This is a genomic window from Psychrobacter proteolyticus (genome assembly GCF_038155145.1).
Classification (GTDB): domain Bacteria; phylum Pseudomonadota; class Gammaproteobacteria; order Pseudomonadales; family Moraxellaceae; genus Psychrobacter; species Psychrobacter proteolyticus_B.
In genome coordinates this window covers 25,968-40,703 of sequence record NZ_JBAKAY010000007.1, presented here as the reverse complement: position 1 = coordinate 40,703, position 14,736 = coordinate 25,968, and the positions used below count along the sequence as shown (strand labels likewise).

Annotated in this window: 9 protein-coding genes; 5 read left to right on the top strand and 4 right to left on the bottom strand. The window is 43.1% G+C overall.

What is annotated here, in order from left to right; all coding sequences use genetic code 11:
• The first annotated feature begins 216 nt into the window (after positions 1 to 216).
• Together V6252_RS10040 and V6252_RS10035 are read left to right on the top strand one after the other, a co-directional pair.
• Positions 217 to 930: an RluA family pseudouridine synthase gene (locus tag V6252_RS10040; protein ID WP_341610302.1), complete on the top strand. Its 714-nt coding sequence runs from the start codon at positions 217 to 219 to the stop codon at positions 928 to 930.
• 219 nt (positions 931 to 1,149) lie between these two features.
• The gene (locus V6252_RS10035; RefSeq protein WP_425355877.1) at positions 1,150 to 2,652 is read left to right on the top strand and encodes a flavin-containing monooxygenase; all 1,503 of its coding nucleotides are present in this window, start codon (positions 1,150 to 1,152) and stop codon (positions 2,650 to 2,652) included.
• An 11-nt stretch (positions 2,653 to 2,663) separates the two neighbouring features.
• Here the strand turns inward: V6252_RS10035 and V6252_RS10030 are convergent, their stop codons facing one another.
• The 3 genes from V6252_RS10030 to V6252_RS10020 form a co-directional block, all read right to left on the bottom strand.
• On the bottom strand, positions 2,664 to 3,611 hold the full coding sequence (locus tag V6252_RS10030) for a D-2-hydroxyacid dehydrogenase (protein WP_341610300.1): 948 nt from the start codon (positions 3,609 to 3,611) through the stop codon (positions 2,664 to 2,666).
• 310 nt (positions 3,612 to 3,921) lie between these two features.
• Positions 3,922 to 4,878 (bottom strand): response regulator, encoded by a 957-nt coding sequence (locus V6252_RS10025; RefSeq protein WP_341610299.1) that lies wholly within the window; start codon positions 4,876 to 4,878, stop codon positions 3,922 to 3,924.
• Positions 4,879 to 4,983: 105 nt separating this feature from the next.
• A complete protein-coding gene (locus V6252_RS10020; protein WP_341610297.1) occupies positions 4,984 to 7,299 on the bottom strand; it encodes a sensor histidine kinase in 2,316 nt (771 codons plus the stop codon).
• Positions 7,300 to 7,935: 636 nt separating this feature from the next.
• Between V6252_RS10020 and rapA the strand changes: the two genes are divergently transcribed.
• A complete protein-coding gene (gene rapA / locus V6252_RS10015) occupies positions 7,936 to 10,824 on the top strand; it encodes an RNA polymerase-associated protein RapA (RefSeq protein ID WP_341610296.1) in 2,889 nt (962 codons plus the stop codon).
• Between the two features lie 360 nt (positions 10,825 to 11,184).
• Positions 11,185 to 12,087 (top strand): acyl-CoA thioesterase, encoded by a 903-nt coding sequence (locus V6252_RS10010; protein WP_057761915.1) that lies wholly within the window; start codon positions 11,185 to 11,187, stop codon positions 12,085 to 12,087.
• Between the two features lie 86 nt (positions 12,088 to 12,173).
• Here V6252_RS10010 and mutY read toward each other — a convergent pair whose 3' ends face one another.
• On the bottom strand, positions 12,174 to 13,418 hold the full coding sequence (gene mutY / locus V6252_RS10005) for an A/G-specific adenine glycosylase (protein WP_341610295.1): 1,245 nt from the start codon (positions 13,416 to 13,418) through the stop codon (positions 12,174 to 12,176).
• Positions 13,419 to 13,609: 191 nt separating this feature from the next.
• Between mutY and V6252_RS10000 the strand changes: the two genes are divergently transcribed.
• On the top strand, positions 13,610 to 14,734 hold the full coding sequence (locus V6252_RS10000) for a hypothetical protein (protein WP_341610294.1): 1,125 nt from the start codon (positions 13,610 to 13,612) through the stop codon (positions 14,732 to 14,734).
• The last annotated feature ends 2 nt before the right edge of the window (positions 14,735 to 14,736 follow it).

Below are 14,736 nucleotides of genomic sequence, written 5' to 3'. Positions count from 1 at the left end.
TATGTTTACCTCGTTTATATAGTAGTTATTGATTAGTAGCTAGTGATTGGCAGCTAGCGGTATTAATAACGTTAAAAATCAGCCAAATTTTTGCCCTTTTATCCAAATAACCATTGTTCTTAAAATGGCTATCGTGCCAAATATAGCTATCATGTCCAAAAGATTAACCATCAAAAATCCTTATCTTAAAACCAATTTACATAAGTAGTTAAATTTATGCCTTTTACCGATGAAGAAGTTAATGCACTCAATGCCCAAGAAAGCGCTTATCCGCTTGAATTTTTTAAAAATTTTGCGCAAGACATTACGGTTTACGAAGACGATGATATTTGGGTAGTTGATAAACCTGCAGGCCTATTAAGCGTCGATGGTAAAACACTCAAAGTCAGTCTGCTTGCTCGTCTTGAGCGTGCCAATCCAGCCGTAAAATTGATTCACCGCTTAGATATGGACACGTCGGGACTGATTATTTTTGCAAAAAATGCAGCAGCGCAAACCAATATCAGTAAGCAATTCATTGAGCGTCTACCGCAAAAGAAATACCAAGCGCGTGTCTTTGGTGAGTGGAAGCAGGTCGGAGCAACTGGTGAGATATCCGTGCCAGTGCGTTATGAGCCAAGTACCAAACCGCGCCATATCGTCGATCACGACTGGTCAAAGCATGCGCTAACGCTATACGAAGTTGTGGCTCATGAAACCTGTAATGGCGAGGCAGTCACTCGGGTTATGCTAAAGCCAGTCACGGGCCGCAGCCATCAGCTACGCGTACATATGGTCCATGTCGATCATGTGATGATTGGCGATCCGATTTATGCTGAAGGTGCCGCACTAGAGATAGCCCCAAGATTGAACTTACATGCACAGCAATTACGTTTAAAGCATCCGGTACTGGGTGCTTGGATGGACTGGGAAAGTCCCTGCCCATTTTAAGAATTAGATTTTGCCGCGTGCTGTTAATAGATGCGATAAATAACGGCTCTAAAGCCAGCTACAAAATGCCAGTCATGCAAATACAAGGATGAAAGTATGCTTGATATCACCACTACCAAACAGGCTATCAAAAACCGTTTTAAAGGTAGAAGTTCAAAGACGGATAAGGTAGCCGACTATGAAGTATTGATTATCGGTGCGGGTATTGCAGGTATTGGTATGGCTTGCCGTTTACAGCAACAGCAGCATAAAGGTTTATTCGGACATAAAGCTCCCAAAAAGCAAAAGCAGGCAAAACCGACTAATAAGCAAAAACTTCCACAGCGCTTTGCTATCTTAGAAAAGCGTGCTGATTTGGGTGGTACATGGGATTTATTTACCTATCCGGGGATTCGCTCTGACTCTGACGCCTTGACCTTTGGTTATAACTTTAAGCCGTGGCTTGATTATAGAATGCTTGCAGCAGGCGATGATATCAAACGCTATATCGCTGATACGGCACGCGAGTTTGGGGTGACCGAACATATCCACTATCAGCATGAAGTTCAGCAGATATCATGGTCTAGTGAGGATCAACAGTGGTCAGCAACTATTAAAAACCATGCAAGCGGTGAGATGTTTGTTAAGACTGCCAACTTTATCGTAGGGGCCACTGGTTATTATGATTATGAGCAAGGCTATCGCCCTCATTTTGATGGAGAGGAGGATTTCCACGGTCAAATCGTTCATCCGCAGCACTGGAATAATCTAGACTATAATGATAAAAAAGTCGTCGTTATTGGTAGTGGTGCCACAGCGATGACGTTGCTACCTGCGCTAGTAGATAAAGACAGTAATCAGTGTGCGCGTCATGTCACGATGCTGCAGCGTACGCCGACCTATGTGGCAAGCGTGCCGGGTGATGACCATGCTATTGACTGGCTATCTGGCAAGTTTTCACCATTATCAAAAGAGCAAGCTTATACGGTACTGCGCGCGCGCAATGTGTTGAGACAGCAAGGCCTGTACAAAGTTGCGACTCACGCACCCAAGGTGATGAAAGCAGTCTTAAAAAATGGGGTGAAAAAAGAGTTAAAAGGTAGCGGCGTTGATAGCAAGCATTTTATGCCTGACTATAATCCATGGGATCAACGAGTATGTGCGGTACCTGACGGTGATTTATTCAAAGCCCTGCAGGACAAACGCGCAACAGTAGTGACCGATCAAATCAGCCACTTTACTGAAACAGGGATTATGCTGCAATCTGGTCAGCATCTCGACGCTGATATCATCGTTACCGCGACTGGCTTAAAGCTACAGATGTTGGGCGGGGCAGCGGTATATATCGACGGTCAAGCTGTCGATATTGGCACGCGTATGACTTATAAGGCAGTCATGATAGAAGGCGTGCCTAATCTGGCGGCACTGTTTGGCTATACCAATGCCTCGTGGACACTAAAAATCGATTTGGCCTGTCAGTATGTAGTGAGGCTGCTGGGGTATATGCACAAAAATCGCTATCAAGTCGCATTACCACAAGCACAGACTGCCGATATGACAGCCTGTGCTCAAGCAGATACCGTGATGGGTTCGCTATCGTCTGGTTATGTCAGACGCGGCAAAGACGAGCTACCTAAGCAAGGCGATCGCTATCCTTGGTTCGTGACCAATAACTATCTAAGCGATCGAATCATGCTTAAGTATCGCAAGATAAAAGACGATTGGTTACGATTTAGTCGTTAGTATCTTGGTAATTATTGATGATGGTTAGTGATGAAATCAGCGACTTGCTTGCTTAACATCTGCCACAAGGTCTCTTGGGCGCTTTTGCTGCCCCATGCATTGTGCGGACTAAAGATAACACGCGGATGGTCACTGATACTGAGCAGTGGGTCATCATCAGCGATCGGTTCTTGTTCAAACACATCGCTAGCATAGCCGATGATTTGCTCATTATTAACCGCGTCAGTTAATGCCTGGCTATCAACGATGCCGCCACGTGCGACGTTGACGATGAGCGGCTGTTTAACCATTTTTGCCAGAGTATCTTTATTAATAAGATGCTCAGTTTGTTCATTCAATGGACAGTGTAGACTGATCACATCCGCACGCGCTAATACTTCATCAAACGCGGTATAGTCGTCGCTGCGCGGTTCACGTCCTTGATGCTCCGCCCACAGTACGGTCATACCAAAGGCACGAGCGATTTCGGTTACGCGCTTGCCGATGGTGCCAATACCGATAATACCTAACGTCTTATCTTCCAAATCAATCAGCGGAATATCCAGCAGGCAAAAATTGCCATTTGCTAGCCATGTACCATCAGCGACTTTCTGATGATAATGAATACCAGCACGCATGGCGGTTAGCATCAGCATAAAGGTATGCTCAGGCACACTTTTGACCGCATAACCAGCGACATTGAACAGCGCAACACCGTGCTTATCGCAAGCGGCTTGATCAACGTTATTCATGCCAGTAGCAGTCAGTTGAATAAGCTTAAGTTTTGGTAGTTGCTCTATTACTTCTGCACCGATTTGCACTTTATTGGTGATAATAATGTCAGCATCTTTGCAACGCTCAATGATAACAGCCGTGTCTTTTGGCGTGTCGTTATAAGTGATGTAATCGCTCACACCCATTGGCGCAGGCAAATCAATACCCTCAGAAAAAGTACCTTTATCTAAAAAAACGGCTTGCATGGCTAGTCCTTATTTATTGTTGTCTTATAGATAATTAGCGAATAAACGGCTATCGCATGAATCCTTATCGGCTTAATGTAGCACGTTGATATTTTTAGTCAAAAAGAAGCAAGCAGTAAAAAGGAATTTTCACTCTATTTTTGGCGTGAAAGCAGTATCTATAAAATGGATGTTATTTTAAACAAAAAAAAGACCTCTATTTCAATATCGAAGTAGAGGTCTTATAGTTAGATAATGAGTTTTTTCGTTGATACAGCTTGCATTACAAGCGCTATCAAGCTAACTTTGCAAACATTGCTAATAACAGATACTAAAAAGAAAAACGCTTGCGCAATTTGCCAATGAAACTGCGTACGCGATTACTCAAATCAATACGCACATCATTGTCAGGGTCGTGTTCGACTTCATAACGTTTTACTAAGTCAGGACTCGCTTTGAGTTTAGTATGATGTTGAAAAGCACGATTAACACTAATCTCTAGCAAGCTCGCGCGCATCGGCTTCGGCAAGCATCGATAGACCTGACCCTTGTTAATTAAATCAATCAACAAACCTGCATCTTGAAACTCAGTTTGCACCAAAACGACCAAATGCGGTGCATCTTGCTTTAAAGTGAAGATTATTGGTGCGATGTTTTCGCCACTAACATTGATGTCAGTAATACATACACCAATGTCGTAGTTTGCCAGATAGTCATAAGCCTCTTCTAAGCCTTCAGCATGCAGTACCTTATAGTTATTGGAGAACTGCTTGCGAATTTGTTCGATTAGCTCATTTGTTTCATCGATAACCAACAAGGTTTGCTTATTGTCTGAGCTATCAATCTGATCGGCATCTTCATCTGGATTATAGGTCAACGCGATTTCAGTGGCACGCCCAACCACAGCGATGAGTTCTTCAGACTTGCAGGGCTTAGTCAAATAACGATAAATCTCTCCATCGTTGATAGAACCAATAATGGCATTCAAATCGGCATAGCCTGTTAATAAAATACGCATGGTAGACGGTGATATGTCTTTTACTTCACGTAAGATATCGACACCGACACGCTCAGGCATGCGTTGGTCACTGACTGCTACGTATACATGGTTGTTTTTAATATAGTCGATATACTCAGTGGGATCGGTCGTGATAAAAACATCATGAGTTTTACGAAAGAGGAGTTTCATAGAACGTAAAATGCGTTGTTCATCGTCAATAAACGCAATTTTCGGTTTAGGTCCAGTACTTAGAGCAGAGGGTTGTATGTTGTCTTTAACTTCATTCATGATCGTATCCTTACGATGAATAATAGAGGCTAGATTGTAAGTGTTATGTCTGTTGTCAGCACAGCGCACAACTGAGCTGCGCCGACAATATAATAAGCGTGTTGCTTATGCCGACATACTTTGTTCCGTTAAATTATTGTTGATGGGTAGGGTTAAAGTAAACACCGTGCCAACACCTTCAGTAGATGTAGCGGTAATCGTACCATTGTGTTGTTCCATGATTTGCTGACTGATTGCCATGCCGAGGCCAGTGCCTTCACCTGCCGCTTTTGTAGTAAAGAAGGGCTCAAATATCTGATCCAATACTGCTTGGCTCATGCCTTTACCATTATCAGTTACTTCAATGTAGACGTTGGTTTCATCAGCGTAGGTACGCACCTCAATCTTGTCATCAGGGTTGCCTTCCATTGCTTGCGAAGCATTGTTTAATAGGTTGACTAATACCTGATTGATTTGCGATGGTGAGCATTTGATTTCAGGTGTTGGGCCAAAATTGGTGACAATATCTTGATGTCTGATAGAGTTCCCAGCAATTTTGAGAGAAGATTCTATACATTCGCGTACATCAATGGTTTTCACTTTTGACTCATCAAGGCGTGCAAAGTTACGTAAGTTAAGTACCATCTCGGTAATTTGTTCCACCCCAAACAAAGAGTCTTTAATCAGCTCTTTTAGCTCAGACGATAAATCATCTTCTTCGATTTCATCCGAAGCACGGACAATATCTGCTAACAGTTTATCTATTTTGTCATCAGCAGCAGCTGCTTCAGATTGAACGCCTTTTAACCCTTGTACCAACTCAATCAGCTCTTCGTATTGCTCAGTCAATTGACCGATGATTTCGAGGTTGTTTTGTACATAAGATAAAGGTGTATTTACTTCATGAGCAACGCCTGCAACCATCTGACCAAGTGTGGCCATTTTTTCAGAACGGATCAGCTGTAGCTGAGAATTTTTCAGCTCTTTTAATGTGTCTTGCAGTTCAGCGGTGCGTTCTTCGACTTTAACCTCTAGCTGTTGATTGATATTGGCAAGCTTACCTTCATTAGATTGGATACGATGGAGTAGCTCACTGATAGAGTGGTTTACTAGGCCAATTTCATTACGTCCGCCTGCAAATTTAACGTCACTAAGCTTGTTATATTGCTTATCATCGATTAGCTTTTCTGCGAGAGTGATTTTGTCTGTGGTCTTTTTCAATGGTTTGAAAGCTAAGAATGTCAGCATGAAATAGATCAGTGCAGCGGTTATAAATAGCGCTAGCATGATTAAGTTGATCAGGTTTTTGCTTAAGTTATCTGCGATAGCATTAACGGCAGCATCTGGTTGAACTACGATTAGTTTCCAGTAGGTCTCAGGAATCTGGAAAACATATGCCTGACTACCATTGTAGTAGCTGTCATTGGTTAGATCGAAGCTTTGTAGCAAGCGACTGTCCATCGTGCTTGTATTGCTTTCATTAGCATTCAAATAAGCGGCGTAGTTGATAAGCTCAGAACTACTAACAGCAGTAGCTTCATTTTTATCAAGTGTTGCAATGACTTGTTGTATTTCAGGAGGCATTTTTGCGGCAATTTGTTTGATAATCTCGCTATGCTGAGCATCTAAAAAATCTAAGATAGGTTGCCACGCAGGGTCTGAATCAATGACTTGTTTGATATCCAGTGGGACACCAGTTTCTTCGTCAATATATTTTAAGCGTTCAGGGTTAGATGAGGCGATAACCTTATTACTGTTATCAATCAATAAAATATAACCTGAGCCAGAGCTTTCACTCAGCTTAACGATGTTTTCTTGTAGCTGGTTGAGCGTAAAGTTAACGGTACTTGCACCCCAAAACTGATTGTCACGTTCAATAGCGACACCGCAGCTCATTGCCAATTCACCTTTGGTTTGAGTGGGGCTTACGTCAGCCCATATACAGCCATTAGGTCTGAGTACTTTTACTTTGTTAAACCAGTTTTCATTGTAATAAGGGTTAGCAGGGTTTGGATCCGTTAATATTGCTCGGTAATCGCCATCTTGGCGCACCATCAAAAAGGGATGGGTCGCCGTACTGTCTCCGAGCGCACCATTATCAGGCCAAATACCACCACTACCTAATAAGCTATAATCCCGCTTATCAAAAGCGTTAGCCGTGCTAGTCTGCAAAATATTTTCTTCGATTGGCAGTGTTTGAGCGCTTTGCTGTAGTTGCAACGCGCTACGCATGACGCGATTGACATCTGCCGAGATGCTGTTGACGGCGGTATTCCCTCGTTGAGCCACTAATTTTCCTGACTCAAGTCTGATTTTTTCATAGCCTTCTTTTTCGACAATGTAAACCACAACGGCAACAACAACGGCAAAAGCAAGAAACAAAATAATGGTAACTTGGGTACTGACTTGGTTAAATAAGCCAACTTTTTTGGAGGCACTCATAAATGTATTCATCCTTGAATTGTATAAAGTACAAAAAATACGATTAGCAGTATTTTTAGTATAAAAAGAGCTGCGATTATTAATACTGAATAACTTGATTTCTAGATGTCTGAACAAATGGCATAACGATGTGAAGCCGTTACTTCTAAGGAAGGGCGCAACCCATATGTTTATCTACAAACTAAGTCCCTATAACAAGTAGTAAATCCATCTACCTGTGAACATTGATAGCGGTCGATAAGTAGAAGGAAAGTGCTAAATACTATTTTTTAGTTATAAACATGAACAATTGACGTAACGAAAAACACATCTATTTTCATAAAGTAACAGTATAGAAACAATTTTCTGATGTAAATGTTTTTTCTATACTTGCGAGTCGTTATCTTATTGTTTTATATGACCAACTTATGCTTAGCATTCGCGTCATCTTGTATAAATCTGCTCTTGAAAATTCAACTTAACGCACTCATCTACCCGCTAACGTTATATAATGGTGTGACTGAGCTGCTGGCTCTACTAAGATTACGACATTTATTTTGCGTCTATTGACGATTTATGTTCTTTGTAATCTTACCGCTATCACAATCTACCATTGCTATCTAAATTTCATTATCTGAGTACAAAAGACATCGCCTTATGACTATCTCTATTGCTTCATTGCACAGTACTGAATTCGCCGTTGGTCAACGTTATTTATCTGATACGGAGTCTGAGCTTGGCTTAGGTGTGGTCATCGATGTTGACGACCGATGTGTGCATATTTTATTTCCGCAAAGTGAAGAGACACGCGTCTACGCAAAAAACTCTGCGCCATTATCGCGCGTGGTGTTTAAGGTGGGCGATAGTATCTACGATCAAGATGGCAAAAGCTATACGGTCAATGCCGTTGATGAAGTAATGGGCGTACTGAAATATGGCGTCGATGAGCACGAGCGCGGCATCATGGAAACCCGCCTTGCTGCCAATATCACGTTGGCTAAGCCACTTGAGCGTTTGCTTGCTGGCCGCATTGAACGTGGTGATTGGTATGAGCTGCGTCAAGATATCTTGCGCATGCAGTCAGCGTTGGCAGGCCATCCACTAAAAGGCCTAATGGGTGCACGTGTCGATATCATCGAGCATCAGCTATATATCGCACATGAAGTTGGCAAGCGTATCGCACCGCGTGTACTACTGGCTGATGAAGTTGGCCTTGGTAAGACTATCGAAGCGGGCATGATTATTCATCAGCAATTGCTAACGGGTAAAGCTGAGCGTGTGTTGATTTTAGTGCCCGATAGCTTGCAGTATCAATGGATGATTGAGCTGCGTCGTCGCTTTAATCTAAACTTTGCCTTGTTTGATCTAGTGCGTACTGCGGCTATTAAAGAACACGATCCTGAACAAAACGTTTTTGCCACTGAGCAATGTATTATTGGTGGTATGGATCTGTTACTCGATCACCCAGATTTATATGATCAAGCGATGGATGCAGGGTTTGATCTATTGGTCGTTGATGAGGCGCATCATCTGCATTGGGATGAAGCACAGGGCGGCAATGATAAGTATGACTTGATTGCAGATTTCGCTGAAGAAACGCCAGGCGTGATGCTATTGACAGCAACGCCAGAGCAGCTTGGTGCGCAAAGTCACTTTGCCCGTTTGCGTCTGCTTGATCCAGATCGTTTTGATGATTTAGATGAGTTTATCGATGGTCAAGAAGCTTTTGCAGAGACAGCAGCAGTTGCTGGTGTCTTAATAGAAGAAAAGCCATTGAATGAAGGCCAAATCGCTGCCTTAAGTAGCTTATTAGATATTAGTATTGAAGAGTTGTCCTCAATCAATGAAGATGAAAAGCTGCGTACACATGCGCTAAACGAGCTATTAGATCGTCATGGTACAGGTCGTATTTTGTTCCGTAATACGCGTGAGAGTGTCAAAGGTTTCTACGGGCGTAGTAGCCAACCATATCCACTGCCATTACCTGAAGCATGGAAAGACAGCTATCAAACCAATGGTAAGTTGCGTGAGCAGCTATGGGGCGAAGAAAACCAACCAGATGGTGGCTGGCTAGAAAATGATCCACGTGTTTCTTGGTTGATTGATATCTTACGCGGTGAGCTTAAGCATCAAAAAGTGCTATTAATTGCTCGTAGTGGCGCGACGGTAGAGAGTTTAGAAGCGGTACTGCGTCTGCATGCAGGTATCAAAACAGCTATCTTTACTGAGCAGATGACTTTGCTTGAGCGTGACCAAGCGGCCGCATTCTTTGCAGATAGTGAAGGTGCGCAGATACTACTATGCTCAGAAATTGGTTCAGAAGGTCGTAACTTCCAGTTTGCAAGCCAGTTAATACTATGGGATTTGCCTGCTAATCCAGATACCTTAGAGCAGCGTATCGGCCGTCTAGATCGTATCGGTCAGACACAGCAAATCATGCTACATGTGCCTTACGTACAGGGTACAGCGCAAGAGCGTCTGTATCAGTGGTATAACGATGCGCTGAACATGTTCAATCAGATATCGCCAACTGCCCAAAGTGTACAAGAGCAATATATCCAAGAGCTAAAACCAATGCTTGAGGGTGCTGATACCGCTGAAAACAATGTCATCTTGCAAGACATCATTGACGAGGCGCTACAGACACGTTTGGGACTAGAAGCACAGCTACAAGCTGGTCGTGATCGCCTGTTAGAGTACAACTCATGCCGTCCGCGTGTCGCAGGTCGTATCGCCGATGCTATGCGTGACTTCGATGGTAATAATTTGCTACCGCATTTCATTGAGCGTTTCTTTGCGTCTGCTAATATCGATCATAATATCCAGCGTGATGGCTCGTGGGTGATCGCACCTATCGATAGCACCGAGATCAGTGACTATATTGATGGTTTGCCACTTGGTGATGAAGACGGTATGACCCTGACCTTTGAGCGTGAGCAAGCGCTTCAACGTGAAGATATCGAATTTATCACTCACGAGCATCCATTGATGCGTGCGATTTATGAGCTAGCGAGCACTAGCACCTTCGGTAACACGACAGTTGCTATGCTAAAAAGTGCCGCTGTTCCGCAAGGTATGGTACTGCTAGAGGTGAATTTCCGTGTTGAAGCGATTGCGCCAAAAGTGCTTAATCTGCCAGCGACTTTGTCCACACAAAATATCCGTGTCTTTATCAGTGAGCAGGGCAGTGACTTATCGGCTCGTATCAGTGCTGAGATGATTATGCCGCACGTTGAGCGATTGGATAAAAACCGTGCCCGCCAAGTCATTAAAGTACGCGGCGATGTGATTGAGCAGCGTTATTACGAAGCTGAAGACATTGCTCGTCAGCAGATCGCTGAAATTGGTGAGCAAGCAAGTAGCCGCTTTAGCCAGCAGTGGTCACGTGAAATCAAGCGTCTAAAACATCTACAGACGATCAATCCAAACGTACGTCCTGAAGAGATTGAGCGTTTAGAGCAGCTTAAAGCTCAAGGTGAGCAAGCACTTGGTAACCTGTCATTAGTACCGGATTCTATTCGCGTACTCGTAGCAGTTAAGCCATAAACATCGGCGTATTTGTCAAAAACGAGGTGTTATTATACATCTCGTTTTTTTATGGTTGAGATTACTTGTTTTGCTCCTTAGTTGCGATTTGTTTGGCAAAAACAGATAAGCAATACTTATGAGTAAGCCGACAGTAACTAGTCAAAGCCACCAATATTGGGTAAGATGTTTACCTTTTCTATAGAAAATAAATATTCGGTGATAACATCGCTAACGATGTCTGTATGTTTATTTTAAGGTCTCCTTCGACAGATTTTAACAAGTGATCTCGCATTATTTTACATTCAAATATGATGGCTATATGGCATCAATATCATCAGATGCTGAGCGTTTTTGATAAAAATAAGGAAACATATCGTCATGTCCGATAATCTACAACTGATTGATGAGCTGCTAGCTACTATCGCGCTTATTGAAGTTACCCCTGATGTGTTTGAGGGTAAAAGCCATGACTATGTGGGCAGTCGTATATTTGGTGGGCAAGTGCTCGCTCAAGCGATTATGGCAGCGGCGCATACATTAGATAAAGACAAACCTTGTCACTCACTGCATGGATATTTTTTGCGTGGTGGCGATATCAACCAACCGGTGATATACCAAGTCCGTCGATTGCGTGATGGTCGTAGCTTGTCTGCACGTGAAGTCACGGCTATTCAGTACAAAGAAGTACGCGGTAAGCCACCTGTTGAACAAGTAATATTTTCAATGATTGCCTCGTTTTCACCGATGGAAGATGGGCTTGAGTATCAAGAAGATATGCCTGTCTATCCACCGCCAGAAGACTTGCTGACAGAGCAAGATCTAAAAGAAGAAAATGTCGGAAAAGTGCCAGAAGCGCTAAAAGCAAGATTTATGCGCCGCCGTCATGTCGAGATTAAGCCAGTTAAGCCGCGTAATCCGATTAGCCCAGAACCTATGAAACCCAAGCAAGCAAACTGGCTACGTATTCGTGAATTGGGCAATCAGCCAGTGGCTATTCAGCAAGCACTCTTGGCATTCTCGTCGGACTTTTATTTGGTTGGCACAGGGCTAATGTCACATGGTGTGAGTTTTATGACCAGTGGTCTACAAGCTGCTAGTATCGATCACTCAATGCATTTCCATCGTGATTTTGATTTGAATAAATGGATGCTGTACGACATGTGGAGCGATACCACGTCTAATGCGAAAGGCTTGAATCATGGTCAGTTTTGGCAAGATGGCAAACTGGTCGCTACCGTGCAACAAGAAGGACTCATGCGTTTACGTGTGCCAAAGTCTTAGAGTACTGTAGGCTTAGTTATCTTTATATTATCATCATAAAAAAGCGACTCATTATTAATAGTGAGTCGCTTTTTTTATTCCAATTTTTATTCTAAGATTTTAACCATCGCGCGAGGCAGTCCTAGGCTGTCTTGCGCTTTTTGTTCGGTTAGCCACTTAAATTCAATTTCAGCCGCTGCTAATTTTTGATTTAGCTCAGTTACCTGCGTCGCGTCAATCGTCAATTTACGCGGGGTCAAATACCAGTGAAAGTGCGTCAGCGAATGCTTGATAGGAGCATCATCGAGCAAGGTATTGCTAACTGATTTTGCCACCAGTTCATTTTTTATGAGCCACTCATTAATGATTTGCTCAGCAGTGGTAAATTCTGCTTCGTATACTTTTTCATTACTACGTACGTCATTTGGCATATTCGATAGTTTGTCATCGTTAGCTAGTGTCTTTTTAACGGTAGCCTTGTTATTAGTTTTACCGTCAACTTTTTCCACGAACTGTAATGGCAAACTCCATAATCCACCCCAGATGCCGTTGTTAGGGCGTTGTAGCCATAGTATCTCACCGTCTACGCTTTCTATCAGCAACGCATCGCTAAACTTACTTGGCTTTGGCTGTTTTTTTGCTTTGACGGGATAATCAGTCTCGCGCCCTTGCGCATGGGCTAGGCAGTCTTCTTTCAATGGACACAATAGACACGCAGGCTTGCTACGGGTACATAATGTCGCACCCATATCCATCATGGCTTGCGCAAATAGTCCTGAGTTCTCTGTCGGTGTCAGTCGTTCTGCCAATGCCCATAAATCTTTGGTGGTAGCAGATTTAGTGATATCGCCGTCGATAGCGGCCCAACGTGTCAGCACTCGTTTGACATTACCATCACAGATGACGCCATAATGATGTAATCCCATCGACATAATCGCGCCAGCAGTCGATGGTCCAACGCCCGAAATCGCTTCCCATCCTGCTAGCGTCTGCGGAAACTCGCCCGTTTCGGCGATGACCTCTACCAACTGCTTAGCACCTTTATGCAAATTACGTGCGCGCGCATAGTAGCCAAGACCTGCCCAGTGCTCAGCAACCAAATCCCATTCTACTGCAGCCAAATCTTGTACAGTCGGAAAGGTATCCATAAAACGCGCAAAGTAGGGCAGTACAGTGGTCACTTGCGTTTGCTGAAGCATGACTTCTGATAACCATACGATATAAGGATTTGGCGTATCAGTTTGGTGCTGTTGCCAAGGCAGATCATGGCGACCATTTTCGGCAAACCAATCGAGTAGGCGTGGGGCGAAGGAGTTAAGAGCAGTAGGTGATTGAGAGAATAAAGTAGGCAAGAATAATCCTTGTCAATTAATAAAAAATATTAGACCATAAAAGGTTAACTAATTTATGGGGTGGGCTGACTCGCTATGCAATGGTTTGTTATTTTTAAAGAAGAGTATTAGTTAGTTATTATGTGTTTTGCACTTTCGGTTTGATAATAAGTAGAACCAGTGTTTCCATTAATAGTTTAGGAGATAGTATCTTGTCAGCACAAACCTTTTTTGTCTGGGATATCCAGCAAGTTACTTGTATACCAAGTAAAGACAGCTCATGGGAACAAGCAACGCACGACTTTGAAGCTTTGCGCCAGCAGCCAGTGGATACTATCAGCCCAAATATCATTGAGCTGGCAGATCGTCTCGTGGACGAAGCCAGAACCTCGGATTATTCAGAAGTCTTTTATGAAGCCTACGTAAATACAAATTTAGAGATGAAAACACATCCTAAGACCGCTTGCGTCGCCATACCCACACCTGAAGCAATGCACGGTGAAGCGCTAGATGTTATCGCCCCTTTATGTGAAGAATTAGGGCTAGTGTTTTATGACACGCGGGGTATGGTCGCCTATCCAGATGGTACGATCTATCCGCCTAACATCGCACGAGGGATGACACTGCTAAAAGAAAAGCGGGCGCTTGTAAAACAGTCTGCCGACATCTATAAGCCAGAGGCAGACGTTCCCAGAGATAGAGAAGATTTTGAAAAAATACTGCACCCATTCATGCATGATTGCTTAGAACGCTATGGTTATCAAACCAGCCAAATATCAAGCGCTAACGTTAATGACTCTCTTAAAGTCGATGGTTGTACTAAAGCCATGCCTTATGGTCATGTGCGTCTAACCGGAGGAGCGGAAGGTAAGAACGGCTATTTTAGATTAAAAATTCATGCTTATTTTGTATCATCAGCGTTTGAAGAGATTTATGACAAAGTATCGCCGCCAACTGAGCTTAGACAGCAGTTTCCTTATTTAAAGCTACATTGCATTAATGTATGCGATAGAAACTTTGCAGATAAGCAAAAACAGATTCCTGAGTTTATCAATACTGAGTTTGCCAGTAAACTGGATGAAGTAGATAAAATAGACAGCTATAATCAACTTTTTTTGTTACTGCACAACAGGATTGCAAGAGGGCACAGCTATGGTGAGTGTGTGGATAAACACCTTATTTTAGCCAAACTTGCAGGTCGAGAGGACTTCGATAATTTGGTTATACAGTATCGTGATCTGATAGATAACTCACCAAACGAGTATGCTAAGAATAGAATGAATGAGCGTTGGGATAGGCTTTTAGAGATTTTATCTACCGTAGAGCCATTAGAGTAGCT